This is a genomic window from Brachybacterium sp. GCM10030268 (assembly GCF_042666305.1).
Classification (GTDB): domain Bacteria; phylum Actinomycetota; class Actinomycetes; order Actinomycetales; family Dermabacteraceae; genus Brachybacterium.
The window spans coordinates 1-23272 of sequence record NZ_JBHTCW010000011.1 but is presented as its reverse complement, the minus strand read 5'-3'; the positions used below and the strand labels follow the sequence as shown (position 1 = coordinate 23272).

The window sequence follows — 23272 nt, the reverse complement described above, 5'->3', positions numbered from 1 at the left end:
CGAACAGTCACCAGGTCAGTATCGCAGTCGGGCAGCAATGTCCGGTCGGCGCCGCGGCGCCGCGCACCTTGGGGCCTCCGCATGAAGCGGGGGCCTTTCGTCGTGTTCGAGTCGAACCAAGGTGAGGAGCCAACATCAGCGAACAGCGCATCAATGGTCAGATCAGGGTCCCCAAGGTCCTCCTGGTCGGGCCCGCCGGCGAGCAGGTCGGTGAGGTCCGCGTCGAGGACGCCCTGCGTCTCGCCGCAGAAGCCGATCTCGACCTCGTCGAGGTCGCCCCCGGCGCGAACCCGCCGGTCGCCCGTCTCATGGACTACGGCAAGTACAAGTACGAAGCCAACCTGAAGGCGCGCGAGTCGCGGAAGAATCAGGCCAATACGGTCCAGAAGGAAATCCGTATGGGTCTGAAGATCGACACCCATGACTACGAGACCAAGCGCCGCAACGTTGAGAAGTTCCTGGCCGGCGGTGACAAGGTCAAGGTCATCATCCGTTTCCGTGGTCGTGAGCAGTCCCGCCCCGAGATGGGCGTGCGACTGCTCAGCCGGATGGCCGAGGACGTCTCCGAGTACGGTTTCGTCGAGTCGCACCCGCGGCAGGACGGCCGCAACATGGTGATGGTCTTCGGGCCTCACAAGAAGAAGGCCCAGGCCATGGCCGAGGCCCGCAAGCGCAAGACCGATGCCGAGAAGGCCGCTGCCCGCGGTGGGGACGACTCGTCCTCGGCCGGGGCGGACGCCGAGTCCGGCTCCGAGTCCTGAGAACGTACGAAGGAGAACAGGCACCATGCCCAAGAACAAGACCCATTCGGGGACCAAGAAGCGCGTCCGCACGACCGGCTCCGGCAAGCTCATGCGCGAGAAGGCCAACGCCCGCCACCTGCTGGAGCACAAGTCCTCCACGCGCAAGCGCCGCCTGGGCACCGACACCAACGTCGCCAAGTCCGACGTCAAGCGCATCAAGAAGCTGCTGGGCCGCTGATCGCCCGCGCGGAAGCCCGCCTCCCGCCCCCTGAACATCACGATCGAAGGAGTATCACGTGGCACGCGTGAAGCGGGCGGTCAACGCCCAGAAGAAGCGTCGGGAGATCCTCGAGCAGGCCAGCGGCTACCGCGGTCAGCGCTCCCGTCTGTACCGCAAGGCCAAGGAGCAGGTGCTCCACTCGGCCACCTACAACTACCGCGACCGCAAGGCGCGCAAGGGCGACTTCCGTCGCCTGTGGATCCAGCGCATCAACGCGGCGGCCCGCGCCAACGGCCTGACCTACAACCGCTTCGTCCAGGGCCTCGGCCTCGCGGGCGTCGAGGTCGACCGCCGCATGCTCGCCGAGCTCGCGGTCAACGATGCCCCGGCATTCGCCGCCCTGGTCGAGGTCGCCAAGAACGCCCTGCCCAAGGACGTCAACGCGCCGGCAGCCTGACATCGCTCCCTCTGCGATGACCGAGCGCCCGGATCAGTCCCCGATCACCTCGCCCCGCTCCGAGCGGGTGCGGAAGGTGGCGGCACTGACCGGGCGCTCTGCACGTCGCAAGCAGGGCCGCTTCCGCATCGAAGGACCGCAGGCGATCCGCTCCCTGCTCGTCCACCGCCCGGACCTCGCTCTCGAGCTCTTCGTGACCCCGCGGGCACTGACCGCTCATCCGGAGCTCGCCGACCTCGCGCAGGACGCCGGCGTGGCGGCGCGCGAGGTCCCGGGCGAGGTCATCCGTGCCATGGTCCGCGACCCCGGCCCCGGCCACGACGGCGAGCTCGACACGGAGGCGGCCACCGGCTCCCGCGCCGGGGCGCTGATGAGTCCTCAGGGCGTCGTCGCGATCGGTCGACTGCCCGCCGAGGAGTCGTCGGCCGCGCCTGCCGCGATCCAGGCCCTTCCCGGCACCGCGCCGGTCACCGTCGTCGTGCTCCATGAGGTGCGCGACCCCGGCAACGTCGGCACCCTGATTCGCACGGCCGACGCCGCCGGCGCCGACCTCGTGGTCCTGACCCGCACCAGCGCCGACCCCTTCTCCCCGAAGGCGGTGCGAGCCGCCGCAGGCAGCCTCTTCCACCTCCCCGTGGTCGCCGGAGCGGACATCGACGAGACGCTCGGGAGCCTGGCCCCCGCTGGCATCACGGCGGCGGCCACCAGCGGCCGCGCCGAACAGGACCTGTTCGCTGCGGACCTGCCCGCGCGCGTGGCCTGGATCCTGGGCAACGAGGCCCACGGACTGGACGAGAGCACGCTCGCCGCCGCACCGTTGGCCGTGCGCATCCCGCTCGCCGGCCACGCCGAATCCCTGAACGTCCACACCGCGGCGACCGTCTGCCTGTTCGAGACCCTCCGCCGCAGGCAGGCAGGGGTATGACGCGCCGATCCGTGAAGCTCGGTGCCCTCGCCGTCCCGGCCCTGCTGGCCCTGACCATCGCCTCCGCACTGGCCGGCCTGTTCGCCACCGGCGCCGCCGCACCGGCCACCCTGGTCCCGGCCTCACCGCTGGTCACCTGGGGGATCCCGGTGGTGCGGGCCCTTCACCACCTCGGGCTGCTGCTCGCCGTCGGCGCCGGGGGAACCGCCGTGCTCCTGCTCCCGGGGCCGTCCCGGCGGGAGGTCACCACGCTCGACCCGGTCCGGCGCCGCACAGTCCGGATCGGCGCCGCCGGAGCCGCGCTGTGGGCCGTGGCCTCCGCAGCTCTGGTCCCGCTCGGGGGGCTCGAGGCCGCCGGGGCCGATTCGGGGCTCGACGTCTGGGATATCGCACTGGCCAGCGATCTCGGCAGGCTGCAGCTGACCGTCGCCGTCGCCGCTGCGCTGTCCGCGCTCGCCTATGCGCTGGCGCGCTCCACGGTCCTGGCGTGCTGGGCGCTGGCCTTCTCCGGGATCGGAGTCGGCGCGCTGGGTCTCGCCGGCCACGCCGGAGCCAGCCTGGACCACGTCAACGCCGTCAACGCCATGGCCCTGCACCTGATCTCGGTCTCGGTGTGGGCCGGAGGTCTGCTGGTGATCGGCCTGATCGCCCCCTGGCTCGAGGACGACCGGCTGGCCACGACGGTGCGGCGGTTCTCGCCCTGGGCGCTGACCGCGATCATCGCTCTGGCGATCAGCGGCCTGGTCAGCGCCACGATCCGCATGTCCGGCTGGGGGCAGCTGGTGACCACCGGGTACGGCCGCATCGTGCTGCTGAAGGCCACCGGTCTCGTGGTCCTCGCCGGCATCGGCGCGCTGCAGCGTCGCCGGCTGGGGGAGCGGCTGCGCTTCCGGCACCTGGTCGTCACCGAGGGTGTGGTGATGGCCGGCGTGATCGGGGCCTCGATCGCTCTGGGACGCTCCGCGCCACCGGTGCCGCAGGAGATTCCGGCGGTGGGTGACCTGCGGGTCCTCTCGCTCGTGGGGTACCTGCCGCCCGAGCAGGAGTTCAGCCCCACCTCGATGTTCACACTGTTCGAGCCGGACTGGATCGCGCTGCTCCTGGCCGTGGTCATGGCCGGGGTCTACGTGGCCGGCGTGGCGCGGCTGCGGCGTCGGGGCGACGCCTGGCCGTGGCACCGCACCGTCGTGTTCGTGCTGGGCTGCCTGGCCTTCGCCTGGGTCATGAACGGCGGCGCCTCCGCGTGGGGGAAGATGCGCTTCGACGCCCACATGGTCCAGCACATGGCGATGATGATGATCGTGCCACCGCTGTGGGTCCTCGGAGCCCCGGTCACGCTGCTCTCACGCGCCGTCCCCCCGCGCACCGACGGGTCGCGCGGCATCCGCGAATGGTTCCTGGCCGCACTGCACTCCGGCTTCGCGCGGCTGGTCTCCTCGCCGCCTCTGGCCGGAGCCCTGTTCGCGGGGTCGCTGGTGGTCTTCTACTTCACGCCGCTGTTCGAGCTGGCGATGTACACCCACCTCGGCCACGTGCTGATGACCGTGCACTTCCTGGCCTCGGGCTACCTGTTCGCGTGGGTCCTGATCGGCATCGACCCGGCGCCGAGGCCGATCAACCCCATCCTGAAGCTGATCACCCTGCTGGTCACCTTGGCCTTCCACGCCTTCTTCGGCGTCGCCCTGGTCTCGGCGACCTGGCTCATCGCGGAGCACTGGTACACCGACCTCGGCATGTACTCCCTCCAGCGCCTGGAGCTGATCCAGGTCCGCGGAGGCACCATCATGTGGGCCATCTCGGAACTGCCCACCGTGGGCTACGCGATCCTCGTCGCCGTGCTGTGGATGAAGTCCGAGGACCGGCGGGCACGGCAGTTCGACCGCAAGGCCGACCGCGACGGCGGCGCGGAGCTGGCCGCCTACAACGCCTACCTCGCCAGGCTGCGGGGAGAGCCGACGGGGCCGGCGGAGGCTGCGGCATCCAGTCAGGAGCCCGCGAGGCACGAGGCCCCGGCCGCCCGCGACGACGCCGCCCGCGACGACGACGCCGTCGCCGACGACGCCGTCGCCGAGGATGACGTCCCGGGCGGCCCGGCGCAGCGGTAGCCCGACCGCCGGCCCCGGCTCACAGCCACTCGCCGCGGGCAGCCTCCTTCTCGGCACCGATGGTCGTGTCCGGGCCGTGCCCGGTGTGGACCACCGTCTCGTCGGGCAGAGCGAACAGACGCTCCCGGATCGACTCCTCGATCGTCTCCCGCGAGGAGAAGGAACGACCCGTCGCCCCGGGGCCGCCCTGGAACAGGGTGTCACCGCTGAAGAGAGCTCCCAGCGCCTCGGCGTAGTAGCAGGTCGCCCCGGGGGAGTGGCCAGGGGTGTGCAGAGCTTCGAGATCCACGCCGGCGATGGTGAACATGTCCCCGTCGCTGACGTCGTCGTCCCAGGGCAGGTCGCCGTGGGTCAGCTGCCACACCTCCCGATCGGCGGGATTCAGCAGGACCGGCGCCTCGAGCTCCTCGGACAGCTCCGGCGCCATCCGCGCGTGGTCGTCGTGGGAGTGCGTGAGGAGGATGCCGACGCATTCGCGGTCCCCGACGAGTTCGAGGACCGTCTTGACGTCGTGCGGGGCGTCGACGACGACGCACTGCTGGTCGTCGCCGAGGACCCACACGTTGTTCTCGACGTCGAAGGTCTCCCCGTCCAGGCTGAACGTGCCGGAGGTGACGGCGTGAGCAAGTCGCGCGTTCATCGGCCGATCACCGCCACGGTGCGCAGGGTGTTTCCCTCGTGCAGGGCGTCCAGTGCCTCGTCGACGCCGGCCAGATCGGTGCGGCCGGTCACGAAGCGGTCCAGCGGCAGCCGCCCCTGCAGGAACAGGTCCGTGAGGTAGGGGAAGTCCCGCTCGGGCAGGCAGTCGCCGTACCAGGACGACTTCAGCGAGCCGCCGCGGCCGAACACGTCCAGCAGCGGCAGGGTGAGCGTCGCGTCCGGATGCGGAACGCCGACGAGGACGACGCGGCCGGCCAGGTCGCGCGAGTAGAAGGCCGTCTCGTACGTCTGCGGGATGCCGACCGCGTCGATGACGACGTCGGCCCCGAAGCCGTCGGTGAGCTCCTGGACCTTCTCGGCCACCTGCTGCGGCGAGAGGCCCCCGGTGTTCACCGTGTGGGTCGCCCCGAGCTCCTCGGCCGCGGGGAGCTTCTTCTCGTCCACGTCCAGGCCGATGATGGTCGTGGCCCCGGCGAGCTTCGCCCCGGCGATCGCGGCGCATCCCACGCCGCCCAGCCCGATCACGGCCACGGATTCGCCGCGCTGGATGGCACCGGTGTTCACGGCAGCGCCGATCCCGGCCATCACGCCGCAGCCGAGCAGGCCTGCGACCTCGGCCGGGGCCTCCTCGGAGACCTTCGTGCACTGGCCCTCGTGCACCAGCGTCTGCTCGGCGAACGCGCCGATGCCGAGCGCGGGCTCGAGCTCGGTGCCATCGGTCAGCGTCATGGATTGCGAAGCATTGTGGGTGTCGAAGCAGTACTGCAGGGCGCCCTTCGTGCAGGCGCGGCACTGCCCGCACACGGCGCGCCAGTTCAGGACGACGAAATCGCCGACGGCGACGTGGGTGACGGAATCGCCGATCTCCACGACCCTGCCGGCGGCCTCGTGCCCCAGCAGGAAGGGGAACTGGTCGTTGATCCCGCCGTCGCGGTAGGCGAGATCGGTGTGGCAGACGCCGCAGGCCTCGATGTCCACGACGACGTCATGCGGTCCGGGGTCCGGGATGACGATGTCGACCAGCTCGGCCGGCTGTTTCTCGGTGCGGGCGATGACGCCCTTGACGGTCCGGGGCATGAGCTGCTCCTGACTTCCGGTGACGGGGATGTTCCTGCCCCCAGCCTAAGCGGTCGGTGCTGGTCGCACCGCCGATCCGGCGGACGGGCGAGGCCGCGCGCCCGCCGGGTCAGCCGACGACCATCCCCGGGCCCTCGATCTCCGGGTGGACGCGCTCGGCGCTGTGCCAGTTGCCGGCCTCGACGGGGCGGTAGTTGTAGTCGCGCACCATCTCCTCGACGGTCTGGCGCGGACCGTGATGGCTGTCCGAGGCGACGACACCGGTGAGGTAGTCCGTCTCGTTCTGGTACTGCTCCGGGTTGCCGTGCCACGCGGCGCGGTTGTCCGCCATGACCGACAGCTCCTCCTTGGACATCGAGATCGAGAGGTCGTCGCCGCGCTGGAACTGGCCGTACGTCTGGCCGAGCAGATCCGTCATGGCCGGCGTGCGCTCGACGTCGCCGAGCGTCATGGTGTACGAGGTCTGCTTGCCGGTCCCACCCTCGACCATCACGGAGTTGTTCTCGGCCTCCCCGTGCGGAAGGATCTGCTGGGCGAACTCCTGCGACCCGTCGGGGTAGTCGCGCACGATGAGCTCGTCCGAGAATCCCTCGTGCTTGCGGCCGAGCGTCAGCACGTCCTCGTGACCGATCTCGAAGCCGCTCTCGATCACGGTGGACGTGTGCGTCTGCCGGTAGCGGTCCTCGACCCCGGCGCCCGACGCATCCTCGGGCATCCCCTGGTTCATCGCCCGCATGTACGCCTCGGTGCCCGCGGCGTCGTCGCTGAACTCCGAGTACTCCAGGACCTTCGTCTTCTCGATGGTCTCCTGGCCCATGGAGAGCTTCAGGTCACCGTGGCCGAGATCCACGGTGGAGCCGTGGGCGGTCATCTCGGTGGGGCCCTCGAGCATCGAGAGGTTGCCGGTGTCCTCGTCCCGGGAGATCTTCAGCGACTGGGAGTTGCCCTCCTTGACCGATCCGCCGAGACCGAGCTCGAAGCCGCGGTACTCGCCGCTGACCGACAGCGAGCTCTTCTCCTCCACGCCCGTGCCGGTGGTCACGGAGGCGCCGGGCGGGATCGACGAGGGGTCGAAGGGATTGATCTTCATCGCCTCGGCGGCGTCCGTGCCCTTGGGGACCTCGACGCTGTAGACCTGCTCGACCTTGCTGCTGGTGCTTCCCTCGGCCCCGATGACCTTGCCGTCGAACTCGCCCGAGCCGCTGAATTCCGCCAGGCCGGTGAAGGTGTACTTGAGCTTGCCGTCGGCGGTCTCGGTGACCTCCATCGTGTCGCCCACCCGCACCGATGTCGTCACCGTACCGTTCGGCGTCTGGACCTCGGTCTCCACCGTCGTCGTCCCGTCGAGCTTGACCGTCTGGGACCCGTCATCGCCCAGCGTGATCTTCGAGCCGTCGGGCAGCGTGATCGTGGTCTTCGACCCCTCGCCGCGCTTCTGGTCGAAGTCGTCCTCGGCGATCCGGGCACCCATGAGCGTCGAGCTGTCGCCGCCGTGGCCCAGCAGATCGCTCCACCACGTCCCGGTGCCCAGCTGATCGCCGCCCTGACCGAGCAGAGCGGCCAGGGTCCGGCCGATGCTCGAGCCCAGCAGCGCGGTCAGGCCCTCGGGCGCGGAGGCCCGGTCCTGCTGGTCCGCCTCCTCGGTCAGGGTCGTGGACGCCTCGCTCAGGCGGTTCCCGGCCGAGCTCATCAGCCCGGTAGTGCGATGCCAGTCCGTGCGGAACGTCTCCGCGTCGCGGCCCTCCCACGAGCACGAGGCGACCAGCGGTGTCAGGGTCGCGAGGAGATCGTCGAGCCGGCGGGCGCCACGGGCAGTGGCCAGGGCGTGGGCTCGCAGCGCTTCGGTGTCGGCGCCATGGGTGATCGCGTCGGCCATCGTTCTCCTCGTCGTCCGCCCGGTCCCTCGTCCGGGCATCGTCGGATCGGTCGCTATCGGTCGCTATCGGTCGCTATCGGTCGCTCCGGGAGGTCGGTCCCGACGCTACGGGAACCGGGCGGCCGCTTCCATGGGGAGAACTCCCCGTCCTGCCCTCCCCGCCGACGACGGCCGGACGGGCGGGGAAGGGCTCGGCCCGTCGTCCGTAGAATGGCCCGGGCCGCCGCCATGGCGCCGCCCCGATCAGCCCGCCGGACGAAAGCGAATCCTGTGTCCGATTCATCCCCCGCGCCCGAGCCGCCCGTCATCGACGAGGCGAGCATCGGCGCCGCCGTGGACGCCGCCCTGGCCGCGATCGCCGCGGCCGCGACCACCGACGAGCTCAAGCAGGTGCGCATCGAGCATGTCGGCGACAACAGTGTCCTGACCAGTGCGAACCGCTCCCTCAAGGACGTGCCCAAGGATCAGCGCGCTGCGGCCGGCAAGCTGGTCGGTCAGGGCAAGGGCCGGGTGCAGAAGGAACTCGCCGCCCGGCAGCAGGAGCTGGCCGCCGCCGAGGAGGAGGCGGCGCTCGCCGCCGAGACGGTCGACGTCACCCTGCCCTCCGACCGTCGCCCGCGCGGCGCCGCGCACCCCCTGACCACGCTGACCGATCGCATCAACGACTTCTTCATCGGGATCGGCTGGGAGATCGCCGAGGGCCCCGAGATCGACGCGGAGTGGCTGAACTTCGACGCCCTGAACGCGGACCCGGAGCACCCCTCGCGCTCGCTGCAGGACACGCTGTACGTCGCGCCCGAGGGGTCCGGGATGCTGCTGCGCACCCAGACCTCCCCGGTCCAGATCCGCGCGATGCTCGAGCGCGGCGCCCCCCTGTACGTCGCGTGCCCCGGCACCGTGTACCGCGCCGACGAGATGGACGCGACGCACTCGCCGATGTTCCATCAGGTCGAAGGCCTCGCAGTCGACAAGGACCTCACCATGGCCAACCTGGTGGGCACGCTGGACGCCTTCGCGGCGCACCTGTTCGGTGGCCGGCCCATCACGCGGCTGCGTCCCAACCACTTCCCCTTCACCGAGCCCAGTGCGGAGATGGACTTCCGCTGCTTCCGGTGCGAGGCCCGCCTCGGGCTGGACCATGACGCGGACCCTGCCTGCCGCGTGTGCGGCGGCACGGGGTGGATCGAGATGGGCGGCTGCGGCATGGTCCATCCGAACGTGCTGCGTGCGGCCGGGGTGGACCCGGAGGAGTACCAGGGCTTCGCCTTCGGCCTGGGGATCGAGCGCATTCTGATGCTCCGCAACGGAGTGGCCGACATGCGCGACATGGTGGAGGGCGATGTCCGCTTCTCCCAGCACTACGGGACGGAGATCTGAGATGCCTCGCATTCCCCTGACCTGGCTCGCCGAGCACGTCACCCTGCCCGAGGACGCCTCGGCGCTGCAGGTGGCCACCGACCTCTCCCGCGTCGGCCTCGAGGAGGAGGCGATCCACGGCGCCCAGGTGACCGGCCCGCTGGTCGTCGGCCGTGTGCTCGAGCTCGTCGGCGAGCCGCAGAAGAACGGCAAGACCATCAACTGGGTGCGGGTGGACGTCGGGCCCGAGCACAATGAGGCCGCCGACGACCCGAAGGATCCGCAGCCCGGCGAGGAACGGCCCAGCCGCGGCATCGTCTGCGGCGCCCACAACTTCGTCGCGGGTGACCTCGTCATCGTCTCGCTGCCCGGCACCGTGCTGCCCGGGGACTTCGCCATCGCCGCCCGGCGCACCTACGGCCACACCTCCGACGGCATGATCTGCTCCGGCGAGGAGCTGGGTCTCGGCCCGGACCCCGCGGGGGAGGACGGCATCATCGTCCTGGGCCGCGGCCACGCCGAGGGGCTGAGCGCCGAGCCCGGGGACGACGCGATCTCCCTGCTGGGCCTGGCCGACGAGGTCGTCGAGATCAACGTGACCCCGGACCGCGGCTACTGCTTCTCGATGCGGGGCGTGGCCCGCGAGTACTCCCACGCCACCGGCGCCGCGTTCACCGACCCGGCCGCCACCGTCGAGGTGCCCGAGCCCGCCGGGGAGGGGCCCGCGGTGCAGCTGCGCGACGACGCCCCGATCCGCGGCGGCCAGGGCTGCTCCCGGTTCGTCGCGCTCGAGGTCAGCGGCGTGGATCCCACGGCGCAGACCCCGCGCTGGATGGCGCGCCGGCTCACCCAGGCGGGCATGCGCCCGATCTCCCTGATCGTGGACGTCACCAACTACGTGATGCTCGACCTCGGCCAGCCGCTGCACGCCTACGACGCCGAGAAGGTCGTCGCCCCGATCGTGGTCCGCCGCGCTCGGGCCGGGGAGCAGCTCACCACTCTCGATGACGTCACGCGGACGCTCGATGGCGAGGACCTCCTGATCACCGACAGCGAAGGCGGCGAGGGCGAGCGCGTGCTCGGGATCGCCGGGGTGATGGGCGGTGCCGACACCGAGGTCGGTGAGGGCACGAGCAGCATCGTGCTCGAGGCGGCGACGTTCCAGCCGGTCACGGTGGCGCGCTCCGCGCGCCGGCACCGCCTGCCCTCGGAAGCCTCCAAACGCTTCGAGCGCGGTGTGGATCCGCACCTGCCTGTGGTGGCCGCACGCCGCGCCGCCGAACTCATCACCCGCTTCGGCGGCGGACGGATCAGCGACCGCCTCACGGATGTGGGCGGCGTCGGCGAACCGGTCCAGATCAGCCTGCCCGTGGATCATCCCGAGCGCGTCGTCGGGATCCCGTACACCCCGCAGCAGGTGCGCGGCACGCTGGAGATGATCGGCTGCACCGTCGAGGACGGCGCCCAGGGCGCCTTCGGTGTGAGGCCGCCCAGCTGGCGCGGCGATCTCACCCTCAAGGAGGATCTGGTCGAGGAGGTGGCGCGGCTCGTCGGCTACGAGAAGATCCCCTCCGTCCTGCCGACGGCGCCCGGAGGTCGCGGGCTCACCGTCGCCCAGCGCGCCCGTCGCAGCGCCAACCGGGCGCTGGTCGAGGCCGGTCTCACCGAGGTCGCCTCCTCGCCGTTCGTCGGCGAAGACGTCTTCGACCAGCTGCGCTACGGGGCCGACGACGAGCGCCGCGGCGCCGTGCGGCTGCTGAACCCGCTGGCCGAGGACGAGCCGCTGATGCGTTCCGAGCTGCTGCAGACCCTGCTGCCGGTGGCTCGCCGCAATCTCGGCCGCGGCGAGGACTCCGTGGCGATCTTCCAGCTCGGCAGCGTCTCCCGCTCCCGCGGGGAGGGGGTCCGCTCCCCGGTTCCGGCACCTGCGCAGCGACCCACCGACGCGGAGCTCGAGGAGACCCTCGGTGCCCTGCCCGCCCAGACCCGTGCGCTGGCCGCCGTCGTCGGCGGCGCCTCCGGGCCCGGCTCGTGGCAGGGGGATCCCGCGCCGTGGGGATGGGGCGATGCCTTCGACCTGGCCCGCCGGGTCGCCGCCGCCGTCGGCGGCGAGCTCGAGGTGCGCCAGGTCGAGCGTGCGCCCTTCCACCCCGGACGGGCGGGGCAGCTGCGTGTGACCACGGCCGACGGGGAGTCCGCGGTGGTCGGCTACGCGGGTGAGCTGCACCCGGCGGTGGTCACGGAGTTCGGGCTCCCGGCCCGCACCAGCGCCTTCGAGCTGGATCTGGAGGCCGTGATCGCCTCCGCCCCGGCCGTCGTGCGGGCGGCCCCGGTCCCGACGTTCCCCCCGGCCAAGGAGGACTTCGCCTTCGTGGTCGACGAGAACGTCCCCGCCAGCGCCGTCGAGGCCGCGATCGTGGTCGGCATGGGCGACCTCGCCGAACGGGTCCGCCTCTTCGACGTCTTCACCGGTGAGCAGATCGGCCACGGCAAGAAGTCCCTCGCCTTCGCGGTCCGGCTGCGATCGGCGGAAGGCACCCTGACCGCCGAGCAGATCGGGCAGGCGCGTGAGCGCTGCATCACCGCCGTGGAGAACGCGGTCGGGGGAGTGCTCAGGGCGTGAGCCCGCCGCTCTCGGAGGCCTGCTGGCACGAGGCCCCGAGCGAGCTCGCCGAGCCATGACAGGGAAGGCCCCGGTCCCGGAGATGATCCGGAGACCGGGGCCTTCCGGTGTGCGAGGGCCCGGACTGCTGCCCGCTCACCGGCGCCGACTGGCTGATCATGCATTCGTCTGTATATACTTCCGGCATGATGTCGGTCCCGGATCCCTCGGCCACCCCTGCCCTCGCCTCGGACGCCGCCCTGTCGCCGGATCGCGGCGGTCGGCCGCGTGTCGCCGTGGTCGGCGCCTCCGGGTACGCCGGCGGCGAGGCACTGCGCCTGCTCGCCTCCCACCCCGGGCTCGAGGTCGCCACCGTCACCGCGCACAGCAGCGCCGGGAAGCGGCTGAGCGAGGTCGCCCCGCACATCGACCTGGGCCGCGACCCTGTGCTCGAGGAGACGACGGCAGAGGTGCTGCATGGTCACGACGTCGTGGTCCTGGCGCTCCCGCACGGGCAGTCCGGCGAGCTCGCCGCCCAGCTGCGCGCGGAGGACCCGAATGTGCTGGTCGTCGATCTCGGTGCCGACCACCGGCTCGAGAGCGCCGAGGACTGGTCCGAGTACTACGGCAGCGCGCACTCGGGCACCTGGAGCTACGGCATGCCCGAGCTGCCGCTGGCCGACGGCACCCGGCAGCGCGACCAGCTGGCCGGCGCGCGCGAGATCGCGGTCCCGGGGTGCAACGCCACTGCCGTCACCTTCGCCGCGGTCCCGCTGCTGCGGGCCGGCCTGATCGAGTCGGGCGCCCTCAGCGCGGTGCTCCCCGTCGGGTACACCGGCGCCGGCCGCACCCCCAAGCAGCATCTGCTGTTCGGCGAGGCCTCCGGCTCGGCAGCCCCGTACGGGATCGGCGGCAGCCACCGGCACATCCCCGAGGTCCTCCAGAACCTCCGGCGAGCCACCGGGCAGTACGGCGCACGGCTGACCTTCACGCCTGTGCTGGTGCCGATGAGCCGCGGCATCCTCGCCGTGCTCACCGCGCCGCTGACCGGATCGGCGAGCTCCGCCGACCTGCTCGATGCCCTCCGCGCCGACTACGCCGATGAGCCCTTCGTCAGCGTGCTCGAGGAGGGCTCGGCACCGACCACCGGGCAGGTGACCGGGTCGAACGTGGTGCGGATCGGAGCGGCCGCGGACCGCCGCAGCGGCCAGGCCACCGTGATCGCGGCGATCGACAACCTCGTCAAGGGCACCGCCGGCGCCGCGATCCAGTCGCTGAACCTGGCGCTCGGCCTCCCGGAGACCACCGGACTCACCCGCACCGCTCTCGTCCCCTGACCCGCTCGCCCGCCACCGCGGAGCCGGATCCGCTGCTCCGTGCCCGTCGCTCCGTGTCCCTGTAGAGGAGATCCCGTGTCGATCACCCGCCCCCGCGGCTTCCGTGCGGCCGGCCTGGCAGCCGGCCTCAAGTCCACCGGCGCCGCGGACCTCGCCCTGGTGGTCAACGACGGCCCGCGCGATGCCGCCGCCGCCGTCTTCACCGCCAACCGGGTCCAGGCCGCCCCGGTGCTCTGGTCCCGTCAGGCAGTAGCCGACGGTCGCGCCCGCGCCGTGGTGCTGAACTCCGGCGGGGCCAATGCCTGCACCGGCCCGGAGGGCTTCGCCGACACCCACCGCACCGCGGAGCACCTGGCCGACCTCCTCGACGTCTCCGCGCAGGACGTGCTGGTGTGCTCGACGGGCCTGATCGGCGAGCGGCTGGCGATGCAGCCGCTGCTGGGCGGCCTGGACGCCGCGGCCGGGCAGCTCGAGCGGGGGGAGCAGAGCGACGCCGCCGCGGCGCGAGCGATCATGACCACCGACTCGGTGCCCAAGACCGCCGAGACGACCACACCCTCGGGAGCCGTGGTCGGAGGCATCGCCAAGGGAGCCGGCATGCTCGCGCCCCAGCTGGCGACCATGCTCGTCGTGCTCACCACCGATGCCGACGTGGATGCCGAGGTCGCCGACGCCGCGCTGCGGGATGCCACCCGCACCACGTTCGACCGGGTCGACTCCGACGCCTGCATGTCCACGAACGACACCGTCATCCTGCTCGCCTCCGGCGCCAGCGGCGTGCGCGTCTCCGTCGAGGAGCTCACCGAGGCGGTGCGCACGGTCAGCGCCGACCTGGCACGACAGCTGGTCGCCGACGCCGAGGGCGCCAGCCACGACGTCCACGTCATCGTCCGCTCCGCCGGCACCGAGGACGCCGCCCTCGCCGTGGCACGGGAGATCGCCCGCTCCAACCTGGTCAAGGCCGCGATCTTCGGCAACGACCCCAACTGGGGCCGGATCGTCGCCGCCGCCGGCTGCGTCCCCGAGCACATCGCACCCTTCGACGTCGCGGACCTCTCCGTCACGGTCAACGGGGTCCAGGTATGCCGAGCCGGCGGCGCCCATCGCGACCGCTCCGAGGTCGACATGACCAGCCGCGAGACCCTCATCGAGGTGGACCTCGGCGCCGGTGACGCGGCCGCGGACATCTGGACCAACGACCTCACCCACGACTACGTCGAAGAGAACAGCGCCTACTCCTCATGAACCGGACGAGCCAGCATCCAGGCGGCGAGCCCGAACTCGTCGGCAAGAACCCCCTCGACCAGCTCGACGCCGCCCGCACCGTGGCGCGCGAGAAGTCCGAGGTGCTCATCGAGGCGATGCCGTGGATGCAGCGCTTCCGCGGCAAGATCGTCGTGGTCAAGTACGGCGGCAACGCCATGATCGACGACGAGCTGCGCCGCGCCTTCGCCGCCGACATGGTCTTCATGCGCCTGGCCGGCATCCACGTCGTCGTCGTCCACGGCGGCGGGCCGCAGATCAACACGATGCTCGATCGCGTCGGCATCGACTCCACCTTCCGCGGCGGGCTGCGCGTGACCGACGCCGACACCATGGACGTCGTGCGGATGGTGCTGGTCGGCCAGGTGGGACGCCAGCTGGTCGGGCTCATCAACTATCACGGGCCCTTCGCCGTCGGCATGTCCGGAGAGGACGCCCGCCTGTTCACCGCCCAGCGCCGCAGCACCGTCGTCGACGGCGAGGACGTCGACCTGGGCCACGTCGGTGCCGTCAGCGGGGTCGACATCGAGGCGATCAGCGACCTGCTCGCCGGTGGCCGGATCCCCGTCATCTCCTCGATCGCCCCGGAGGTCGACGCCGACGGCACGCCCACCGGCGAGGTCCTCAACATCAACGCCGACCTCGCCGCCGCCGCGCTCGCCGAAGGCCTGGATGCCGAGAAGCTGGTGATGCTCACCGACGTCGAGGGGCTCTACCGTGACTGGCCCGACCGCGGCTCCCTGATCCCGGAGATCTCGGCCACCGAGCTGCGCGGCATGCTGGAAACCCTGACCGCGGGGATGATCCCCAAGGCGGAGGCGCTGCTGGGCGCGGTCGACGCCGGCGTGCGCACCGCCGCCATGATCGACGGGCGGATCGAGCACGCCGCACTGCTGGAGGTCTTCACCACCAAGGGTGTGGGCACGATGGTCAGGAGGGACGACTATGTCTGAGCATTCCGAGGCGACCACGCACTCCGCCGGAGCGGGCGAGCCCTCCGGCGACCTCGCCACCCGTTACCGCGAGGCGCTGCTGCCCGTCTTCGGCTCCCCGCAGCGGATCCTCGCCCGTGGCGAGGGCGTGCGGGTCTGGGATACCGAGGGCACGGAGTACCTCGACCTGCTGGCCGGGATCGCCGTCAACGCCCTCGGTCACGCCCACCCGGCGATCCTCGCGGCGCTGACCAAGCAGGCCCAGACCCTCGGTCACGTCTCGAACTTCTTCGCCAGCGCGCCGCAGATCGAGCTCGCCGAGAAGCTGCTGACCCTCGCCGCCGCCCCCGCCGGCTCCGGGGTCTTCTTCGCCAACTCCGGCACCGAGGCGAACGAGGCGGCCTTCAAGCTCGCCCGTCGCACCGGCAGACCCCGGATCCTGGCGCTGACCAGCTCCTTCCACGGCCGCACCATGGGCGCCCTGGCGCTCACCGCGAAAGAGTCCTACCGCGCTCCCTTCGAGCCGCTCCCCGGCGGCGTCGAGTTCGTCCCGGCCGGCGATGAGGACGCCCTCGCGGCAGCCCTCGCGCCGGGTGACGTGGCCGCCGTGTTCGCCGAGCCCATCCAGGGCGAGGCCGGCGTGCGTCCTCTGTCCGTGCCGTACCTGCAGGCGCTGCGCCGGCTCACCCGCGAGCACGGAACCCTGCTGATCCTCGACGAGGTCCAGACCGGGATGGGCCGCACCGGCCACTGGTTCGCCCACCAGGCGGTCGATGGGCTCCAGCCCGATGTGATGACGCTGGCCAAGGGCCTCGGCGGCGGCTTCCCGATCGGGGCCATGGTCACCTTCGGCCGGGAGGTCCACGATCTCCTCCAGCCCGGCCAGCACGGCACCACCTTCGGGGGCAACCCCCTGGCCTCCGCCGCCGGCCTCGCCGTCATCGGCACGCTCCTGGAGGACGGACTGCTCGAACACGTCCGCGAGACCGGAGAGCACGTCAGGGCCGAGGTCGCGGCGCTCCAGCACCCGCTGATCACCGAGGTTCGCGGCGCAGGACTGCTGCTCGGGATCGGGCTCGCCCGGCCGCTGGCCAAGGAGGTCGCCGCCGCCGCACTGGAGGCCGGGTTCATCGTCAACGCCCCGGACGAGTCCACCCTTCGCCTCGCCCCACCGCTGATCATCACCGCGGCAGATCTGGACACCTTCATCGCCGCCCTGCCCGGGCTGCTCGAGCAGGCGGCCCCCGGCGCCGCGACATCCGCCGCCGCGCCGTCCGGCGCCGCCCCCACGCAAGGAGAGCACTGACATGCCCCGCCATTTCCTGCGCGACGACGATCTCAGCCCCGCCGAGCAGAAGGACGTCCTCGCTCTCGCTCTCGATCTCGCCGGCGACCGCTTCGCCAAGCGCCCGCTCGAGGGGCCGCGCACCGTGGCGATCCTGTTCGACAAGTCCTCGACCCGCACTCGGATCTCCTTCGCCACCGGCGTGGCCGAGCTCGGGGGGAACCCGCTGGTGATCGAGGCCGGATCGAGCCAGCTCGGTCGCGGCGAGTCCATCGCCGACACCACCGAGGTCCTCACCCGGCAGGTCTCCGCCATCGTCTGGCGCACCTTCGGCCAGGAACGGCTCGAGGAGATGGCGGCCCACGCCACCGTGCCCGTCGTCAACGCGCTCACCGACCAGTTCCACCCGTGCCAGATCCTCGCCGACCTGCAGACCATCGCCCAGCACGCCGGGGGACTGGCCGACGGCGAGACCGCCCTGGCCGGTCGCTCCCTGGCCTACCTCGGGGACGGCGCGAACAATATGGCCCACTCCTACCTCCTGGGCGGGGTGACCGCCGGGATGGACGTCCGCATCGCCGCACCCGCCTCCCATCGACCCGATCCCGAGATCCTCGCCAGGGCCCGGGAGATCGCCGAGCGTGCCGGGGGCGCTGTCACCGTGACCGCGGACCCTCACGAGGCCGTGACCGGCGCGACCGCCGTCATCACCGACACCTGGGTGTCGATGGGCCAGGAGGGAGAGGACGGACGGGACGCCGCCACCTTCGCCCCCTTCCAGGTCACCGACGAGCTGATGGAGCTCTCCGGCGGCATCTTCCTGCACTGCCTGCCCGCCTACCGCGGCAAGGAGGTCACCGCCTCCGTGCTCGATGGGCCGGCCTCGGTGGTGTGGGACGAGGCGGAGAACCGCCTGCATGCCCAGAAGGCACTGCTGACCTGGCTGCTCGAGCATCCCGACGAGGCGAGCGCCGCGCACGCACGGCCCGTGGGGCAGCGACGATGAGCGATCCCCGTCGGGCCCTCGCGCAGACCAAGACCTCACGCCAGCAGCGCATCGTCCAGCTGCTGACCCACCAGGAGGTCTCCTCCCAGTCCCAGCTCGCCCAACTGCTGACGGCCGAGGGCATCGAGGTCACCCAGGCGACCCTCTCGCGCGACCTCGTCGAGCTGCAGGCCGAGAAGGTGCGCGGCTCGGCGGGGGCCCTTGTCTACCGTCTGCCGCCGGAGGGCGGATCCCCCCGGCCGACCAGCGCCTTCCCGGAGAACGAACTGCTCGAGGCGCGTCTGCCACGGCTCGCCGAGGGGCTGCTCGTCTCCGCGGAAGCCAGCGGCAACCTCGTGGTGGTGCGGACCCCGCCCGGCGGTGCGCAGTATCTCGCCTCGGCCATGGACAGATCGGTGATGCCCGACGTCCTCGGTACGATCGCCGGGGACGACACCGTGCTGCTGGTCGCCCGGGACCCGGCCGGCGGCGACCGTCTCGCCGCCCGGCTGCTCGATCTGGCTGACGGCCGGCGCGAGAGCGCCGACCCGGCCGGGAGCCCCGCCCCCGAGGACCCGCCTCGCCCCCCGCCCACGCACGACCCGGTCGCCGGCCCCGCCGCCGGCGACCGCCCCCAGAACCCGACAGAACTCGACCAGGAGCTCCCGTGACCGAACGCATCGTCCTCGCCTACTCCGGCGGCCTCGACACCTCCGTGGCCATCGGCTGGATCCACGACGCCACCGGCGCCGACGTCATCGCCTGCGCGGTGGATGTCGGCCAGGGCGGTGAGGATCTCGAGGTGATCCGCCAGCGCGCCCTGGACTGCGGCGCCGTCGAGGCCTACGTCGCCGACGCCCGCGACGAGTTCGCCGACGACTACTGCATGCCGGCGCTCAAGGCCAACGCGCTGTACATGGACGCCTACCCCGTGGTCTCCGCGATCTCCCGCCCTGTGATCACCAAGCACCTGGTCAAGGCCGCCAAGAAGTACGGCGCCTCGACGGTCGCCCATGGCTGCACCGGCAAGGGCAACGACCAGGTCCGCTTCGAGGTCTCGATCACCTCCCTCGCGCCCGAGCTGCAGTGCATCGCGCCGGTGCGCGACCTGGCGCTGACCCGCGACAAGGCGATCCAGTACGCCGAGCGCAAGGGCCTGCCGATCGCGACCACCAAGCACAACCCGTTCTCGATCGACCAGAACGTCTGGGGCCGCGCCATCGAGACCGGCTTCCTCGAGGACATCTGGAACGAGCCCAGCAAGGACGTCTTCAGCTACACCGACGACCCGGCCTTCCCGCCCGTGGCCGACGAGGTCGTCATCACGTTCGAGCGCGGCGTGCCGGTGGCGCTGGACGGCCGCCCCGTCACCCCGCTGCAGGCGATCGAGCAGCTCAACCGCCGTGCCGGCGCCCAGGGCATCGGCCGGATCGACATCGTCGAGGACCGCCTGGTGGGCATCAAGTCCCGCGAGGTCTACGAGGCGCCCGGCGCCATGGCGCTGATCGAGGCCCACCAGGAGCTCGAGCGCGTCACCCTCGAGCGCGAGCAGGCACGATTCAAGCGCACCGTCGGCGACCGCTGGACCGAGCTGGTCTACGACGGCCAGTGGTTCTCCCCGCTGAAGAAGTCTCTGGACTCGTTCATCGAGGACACCCAGCGCTACGTCAACGGCGATATCCGCATGGTCCTGCACGGAGGCCGCGCCACCGTCACCGGCCGCCGCTCGGAGAGCGGGCTGTACGACTTCAACCTCGCCACCTACGACGAGGGCGACGCCTTCGACCAGTCCAACGCCCGCGGCTTCATCGAGATCTACGGGCTGGCGGCCAAGCAGGCCGCGGCCCGCGACGTCGCCTTCGGCCACGGCGAGGACCTCTCGGCCCCCGGCGAGGGACAGGCATGAGCAGCGACGGGCACGGGCACCCAGGCGCGGCGGGCGATCCGACCGCCGCCCAGGAGCGTGCCTCGCTGTGGGGCGGCCGCTTCGGCTCCGGCCCCGCCGCGGCGCTGGCGGCGCTGTCGGTCTCCACGCACTTCGACTGGCGCCTGGCCGAGTACGACCTGCGCGGCTCGAAGGCCCACGCCAATGTGCTGCACGCCGCCGGACTCCTGAGCGACGACGAGCTCGGCCGGATGCAGGCCGCCCTGGACCGGCTCGCGGCCGACGTCGCCTCGGGGGAGTTCACCGCGGCACCGGAGGACGAGGACGTGCACACGGCCCTGGAGCGCGGGCTGCTGGAGCGGGCAGGGGACGAGCTGGGCGGGAAGCTCCGTGCCGGCCGTTCCCGCAATGACCAGATCGCGACGCTGATCCGTCTGTTCATCCGCGATCAGGGCCGGGCCGTCGGCGACCAGGTGCTCGACCTCGTCGACGTGCTGCTGGCCCGTGCGCTCGAGGTGCACGGGGCGCCGATGCCGGGGCGCACCCATCTCCAGCATGCCCAGCCGGTCCTGCTGAGCCACCACCTGCTCGCCCATGCGTGGCCGCTGATGCGTGACGTGGAGCGCCTGCGCGACCTCGACCGTCGCGCCGCACAGTCGCCGTACGGGTCCGGTGCGCTCGCCGGCTCCAGCCTCGGCCTCGATCCGCAGGCCGTGGCGAGCGAGCTCGGCTTCGAGGACTCGGTATGGAACTCGGTCGACGGCACCGCCTCGCGGGACCTCACCGCGGAGTTCTCCTTCGTGCTCGCGATGATCGGCATCGACCTCTCGCGCCTGGCGGAGGAGGTCATCCTGTGGAACACCAAGGAGTTCTCGTTCATCACCCTGGACGACTCCTTCTCCACCGGCTCCTCGATCATGCCGCAGAAGAAGAACCCGGACATCGCCGAGCTCGCCCGTGGCAAGGCAGGGCGGGTCGTCGGTGATCTCGTCGGCCTGCTGACCACCCTCAAGGCCCTGCCGCTCGCGTACAACCGCGACCTCCAGGAGGACAAGGAGCCCGTCTTCGACCAGGTCGACTCGCTGACCCTGGTGCTGCCGGCCTTCACGGGGATGATGGCCACCCTGGTCTTCCACACCGAGCGGATGGCCGACCTCGCCCCGCAGGGCTTCTCCCTGGCCACCGACATCGCCGACCATCTCGTGCGCCGCGGAGTGCCCTTCCGCAGCGCGCACGAGATCTCGGGAGAGTGCGTGAAGGTGGCAGAGTCCCAGGGCAAGGAGCTGTGGGATCTCACCGACGAGGAGCTCTCCTCGATCTCCCAGCACCTGGACGGCTCCGTGCGGTCCGTGCTCTCGGTCCAGGGCTCCATCGCCTCGCGCGATGCCAAGGGCGGGACCGCACCCGAGCGGGTGGCGGAGCAGGAGGACGCTCTGGCGCGCGCGATCACGGAGCTGAGGGCCTTCACGCGCGAATGAACCGCAGCGCACCCCGTCGCAGCGATCTGTGACAATGGCGCTGGATACCCGACACACCGCGCCCGACCGGCCGGCGCACCGTGCCCCTGCAGAGAGGAAACGATCGATGCATTCCGTCCTGGACGAGCTCGCCTGGCGAGGACTCGTCGTGCAGACCACCGGGCGCGAGGCGCTCGGCAACGCTCTGGCGGACGGACCGATCAGCCTGTATTGCGGTTTCGACCCGACCGCGGCCTCCCTGCACGTCGGCCACCTGACCCAGGTGCTCACCATGCGACGCCTGCAGCTGGCCGGGCACAAGCCCTACGCCCTGGTCGGGGGAGCCACCGGCCTGATCGGCGATCCCCGGATGTCCGGGGAGCGTGTCCTGAACGATTCCGAGCTCGTGGAGACCTGGGTCGAGACCCTGCGCGGCCAGATCTCCCGCTTCCTCGACCCGGAGGGGGAGTTCGCCGTGACCATGGTGAACAACCTCGACTGGATCGGGCAGATGAGCGCGCTCGACTTCCTGCGGGACATGGGCAAGCACTTCCGCATGGGCACGATGCTCGGCAAGGAGACCGTCTCGCGCCGGCTCCAGAGCGACGAGGGGATCAGCTACACCGAGTTCAGCTACCAGGTGCTGCAGGGCATCGACTACCTCGAGCTCTACCGCCGGCACGGGGTGAGCCTCCAGTACGGCGGGAACGACCAGTGGGGGAATCTGCTCTCCGGCGTCGAGCTGGTGCACAAGGTGGAGGGCGAGGAGGTCCACGCGCTGACCACCCCGCTGGTCACCAAGGCCGACGGCACCAAGTTCGGCAAGAGCGAGGGCGGTGCCGTGTGGCTGGACCCGGAGCTGACCAGCCCCTACGCGTTCCACCAGTTCTGGCTCAATGTGGCCGACGCCGATGTGCTCGACTACCTGCGGTACTTCACGTTCCGCTCGCAGGAGGAGATCGGCGAGCTGGAGCGCGCGACCGAGGAGGCCTCCCATCGCCGTGCCGCGCAGAGAGCACTCGCAGATGACCTGACCACGCTGGTCCACGGCGAGCAGGCGACCGCCCAGGCCACTGCCGCCGCCTCCGTGCTGTTCGGGCGCGGGGACGTCCGCGAGCTCGACGAATCGGCAGTCGTCTCCATCGCGCGGGAGGTGCCGGGGGCCGACCTGGCACCCACCACGTCGCTGGTCGACGCCTTCGTGGCGACGGGGATCGTGCAGTCCAAGGGCGCCGCCCGGCGCGCCGCGGACGAAGGCGGACTGTCGGTCAACGGTCAGAGGGTCTCCGTGGATGACCTCGGGGGCGAGATCGGGGACCGGTCCGCCCTGCCGGGCCGCTATCTCCTCCTGCGCCGGGGACGGAAGAACGCCGCCATGGCGCACCTCGCCGGCTGAGCACGACGACAGGCCGCGGGCACAGGACGCAGACCTCCACCACGCCCCGGGCACTCCGAACACGGAGTGCCCGGGGCGTTCTGCATGCCCGGACGGGCGCGCACGTGGCACCTCGAACGGGCCCTGGTCAAATCGTCCCGCGGTCTCGTGACCCCCCTCTCAGACTCAGGTCACATCAGAGTGAACGAGCGCTTTCCGAGGCCACCGAAATGCATGCTGACCTGCACAAACAGGCGCTGAGAAGGGTGAACGAGGGCTGAACGGGATGGTTTGACGGCCCCCCGCAGGACCCGTAATGTTTTCTCTTGTCAGCAGCGAGGACGCAGACGCGAAAGGCCGGAAGCCCCACGGGGCCGGCGGCACGGAGCGGACGCGGAGGAGCTGCTGACCCGGACTCCCGGAACGTCGGGGGAACGGCCGTGACCTGCTCGGGTGACGATCGCACAGCGATCAGAACGAGACGCGGGACACACGGAGCGGAGTTGGACCGGGCCGCGAAGATCTGCTAGAGTAGTGACTCGCGCCGGGACGACGAAGACAAAGAATCGTCGGACGGTTTTCCGCCTGGCGCATCCGAGCCTCCGAGTCGAGCCGCTGAGCGGCCAGATGACGATGTGCGCGTGTTGCTTGATATCTCAATAGCGTGTCTGTTTGTTGATGCCAATATTTGATTGGCAAATTTTAACGGATGATACAGCAGTTATATGCTGG

18 protein-coding genes and 1 pseudogene are annotated in these 23272 nt (G+C 71.3%); 16 read left to right on the top strand and 3 right to left on the bottom strand.

All coding sequences use genetic code 11. The features are described from left to right. Window positions 1-134 precede the first annotated feature (134 nt). From infC to ACFQRD_RS13840, 5 genes are read left to right on the top strand one after another with little or no spacing between them, the layout of a single operon-like run. Entirely contained in the window at window positions 135-761 is a 627-nt protein-coding gene (gene infC / locus ACFQRD_RS13860; RefSeq protein ID WP_377019479.1) for a translation initiation factor IF-3, read from the top strand. Window positions 762-786: 25 nt separating this feature from the next. Next, complete coding sequence (gene rpmI, locus ACFQRD_RS13855) at window positions 787-981, top strand: 50S ribosomal protein L35 (RefSeq protein ID WP_377019339.1); 195 nt, start codon at window positions 787-789, stop codon at window positions 979-981. 58 nt (window positions 982-1039) lie between these two features. Continuing rightward, window positions 1040-1420, top strand: coding sequence for a 50S ribosomal protein L20 (gene rplT / locus ACFQRD_RS13850; RefSeq protein ID WP_377019337.1), 381 nt, complete (start codon window positions 1040-1042; stop codon window positions 1418-1420). A gap of 16 nt (window positions 1421-1436) precedes the next feature. After that, window positions 1437-2345 carry a TrmH family RNA methyltransferase gene (locus ACFQRD_RS13845; protein ID WP_377804566.1) on the top strand — a complete coding sequence of 303 codons (909 nt, stop codon included), beginning with the start codon at window positions 1437-1439 and terminating at the stop codon, window positions 2343-2345. Beyond that, complete coding sequence (locus ACFQRD_RS13840) at window positions 2342-4450, top strand: cytochrome c oxidase assembly protein (RefSeq protein WP_377804564.1); 2109 nt, start codon at window positions 2342-2344, stop codon at window positions 4448-4450. The genes ACFQRD_RS13845 and ACFQRD_RS13840 overlap by 4 nt, the downstream gene beginning before the upstream one ends. A 19-nt stretch (window positions 4451-4469) precedes the next feature. Here the strand turns inward: ACFQRD_RS13840 and ACFQRD_RS13835 are convergent, their stop codons facing one another. The 3 genes from ACFQRD_RS13835 to ACFQRD_RS13825 form a co-directional block, all read right to left on the bottom strand. After that, window positions 4470-5090, bottom strand: a complete 621-nt coding sequence (locus ACFQRD_RS13835; RefSeq protein ID WP_377804562.1) for an MBL fold metallo-hydrolase — start codon at window positions 5088-5090, stop codon at window positions 4470-4472. Next, window positions 5087-6187 carry an S-(hydroxymethyl)mycothiol dehydrogenase gene (locus tag ACFQRD_RS13830; protein ID WP_377804560.1) on the bottom strand — a complete coding sequence of 367 codons (1101 nt, stop codon included), beginning with the start codon at window positions 6185-6187 and terminating at the stop codon, window positions 5087-5089. Before ACFQRD_RS13830 ends, ACFQRD_RS13835 begins: the two co-directional genes overlap by 4 nt. Window positions 6188-6296: 109 nt before the next feature. After that, window positions 6297-8063, bottom strand: a complete 1767-nt coding sequence (locus tag ACFQRD_RS13825; RefSeq protein ID WP_377804557.1) for a WXG100 family type VII secretion target — start codon at window positions 8061-8063, stop codon at window positions 6297-6299. A gap of 270 nt (window positions 8064-8333) precedes the next feature. On the opposite strand from ACFQRD_RS13825, the gene pheS reads away from it, so the two are divergent. From pheS to tyrS, 11 genes and pseudogenes are all read left to right on the top strand, one after another. Continuing rightward, window positions 8334-9440, top strand: coding sequence for a phenylalanine--tRNA ligase subunit alpha (pheS, locus tag ACFQRD_RS13820; protein WP_377804555.1), 1107 nt, complete (start codon window positions 8334-8336; stop codon window positions 9438-9440). A 1-nt stretch (window position 9441) separates the two neighbouring features. Beyond that, window positions 9442-12042: a phenylalanine--tRNA ligase subunit beta gene (gene pheT, locus ACFQRD_RS13815; RefSeq protein ID WP_377804553.1), complete on the top strand. Its 2601-nt coding sequence runs from the start codon at window positions 9442-9444 to the stop codon at window positions 12040-12042. A 185-nt stretch (window positions 12043-12227) separates the two neighbouring features. Then, window positions 12228-13358, top strand: a complete 1131-nt coding sequence (argC, locus tag ACFQRD_RS13810) for an N-acetyl-gamma-glutamyl-phosphate reductase (protein WP_377804551.1) — start codon at window positions 12228-12230, stop codon at window positions 13356-13358. A gap of 75 nt (window positions 13359-13433) precedes the next feature. Continuing rightward, complete coding sequence (argJ, locus tag ACFQRD_RS13805; protein ID WP_377804549.1) at window positions 13434-14603, top strand: bifunctional glutamate N-acetyltransferase/amino-acid acetyltransferase ArgJ; 1170 nt, start codon at window positions 13434-13436, stop codon at window positions 14601-14603. Beyond that, entirely contained in the window at window positions 14600-15574 is a 975-nt protein-coding gene (gene argB, locus ACFQRD_RS13800) for an acetylglutamate kinase (RefSeq protein ID WP_377019327.1), read from the top strand. The genes argJ and argB overlap by 4 nt, the downstream gene beginning before the upstream one ends. Continuing rightward, entirely contained in the window at window positions 15567-16859 is a 1293-nt protein-coding gene (locus ACFQRD_RS13795) for an acetylornithine transaminase (RefSeq protein WP_377804547.1), read from the top strand. The genes argB and ACFQRD_RS13795 overlap by 8 nt, the downstream gene beginning before the upstream one ends. Window position 16860: 1 nt before the next feature. Next, window positions 16861-17844: an ornithine carbamoyltransferase gene (gene argF, locus ACFQRD_RS13790; RefSeq protein WP_377804545.1), complete on the top strand. Its 984-nt coding sequence runs from the start codon at window positions 16861-16863 to the stop codon at window positions 17842-17844. Next, window positions 17841-18350, top strand: a pseudogene (locus tag ACFQRD_RS13785) (arginine repressor); the annotation flags it as partial. The gene argF and the pseudogene ACFQRD_RS13785, both read left to right, overlap by 4 nt. Window positions 18351-18490: 140 nt before the next feature. Continuing rightward, window positions 18491-19729 carry an argininosuccinate synthase gene (locus ACFQRD_RS13780; protein ID WP_377804543.1) on the top strand — a complete coding sequence of 413 codons (1239 nt, stop codon included), beginning with the start codon at window positions 18491-18493 and terminating at the stop codon, window positions 19727-19729. Then, a complete protein-coding gene (gene argH / locus ACFQRD_RS13775) occupies window positions 19726-21186 on the top strand; it encodes an argininosuccinate lyase (RefSeq protein ID WP_377804541.1) in 1461 nt (486 codons plus the stop codon). The genes ACFQRD_RS13780 and argH overlap by 4 nt, the downstream gene beginning before the upstream one ends. A 106-nt stretch (window positions 21187-21292) precedes the next feature. Next, a complete protein-coding gene (gene tyrS / locus ACFQRD_RS13770) occupies window positions 21293-22561 on the top strand; it encodes a tyrosine--tRNA ligase (protein ID WP_377804539.1) in 1269 nt (422 codons plus the stop codon). Window positions 22562-23272 lie beyond the last annotated feature (711 nt).

Coding starts and splice junctions, on each gene's coding strand:
- rpmI (WP_377019339.1), top strand. CDS start 787: ATGCCCAAGAACAAGACCCATTCGGGGACCAAGAAGCGCGTCCGCACG.
- ACFQRD_RS13845 (WP_377804566.1), top strand. CDS start 1,437: ATGACCGAGCGCCCGGATCAGTCCCCGATCACCTCGCCCCGCTCCGAG.
- ACFQRD_RS13840 (WP_377804564.1), top strand. CDS start 2,342: ATGACGCGCCGATCCGTGAAGCTCGGTGCCCTCGCCGTCCCGGCCCTG.
- ACFQRD_RS13835 (WP_377804562.1), bottom strand. CDS start 5,090: ATGAACGCGCGACTTGCTCACGCCGTCACCTCCGGCACGTTCAGCCTG.
- ACFQRD_RS13830 (WP_377804560.1), bottom strand. CDS start 6,187: ATGCCCCGGACCGTCAAGGGCGTCATCGCCCGCACCGAGAAACAGCCG.
- ACFQRD_RS13825 (WP_377804557.1), bottom strand. CDS start 8,063: ATGGCCGACGCGATCACCCATGGCGCCGACACCGAAGCGCTGCGAGCC.
- pheT (WP_377804553.1), top strand. CDS start 9,442: ATGCCTCGCATTCCCCTGACCTGGCTCGCCGAGCACGTCACCCTGCCC.
- argC (WP_377804551.1), top strand. CDS start 12,228: ATGATGTCGGTCCCGGATCCCTCGGCCACCCCTGCCCTCGCCTCGGAC.
- argB (WP_377019327.1), top strand. CDS start 14,600: ATGAACCGGACGAGCCAGCATCCAGGCGGCGAGCCCGAACTCGTCGGC.
- ACFQRD_RS13795 (WP_377804547.1), top strand. CDS start 15,567: ATGTCTGAGCATTCCGAGGCGACCACGCACTCCGCCGGAGCGGGCGAG.
- argF (WP_377804545.1), top strand. CDS start 16,861: ATGCCCCGCCATTTCCTGCGCGACGACGATCTCAGCCCCGCCGAGCAG.
- argH (WP_377804541.1), top strand. CDS start 19,726: ATGAGCAGCGACGGGCACGGGCACCCAGGCGCGGCGGGCGATCCGACC.
- tyrS (WP_377804539.1), top strand. CDS start 21,293: ATGCATTCCGTCCTGGACGAGCTCGCCTGGCGAGGACTCGTCGTGCAG.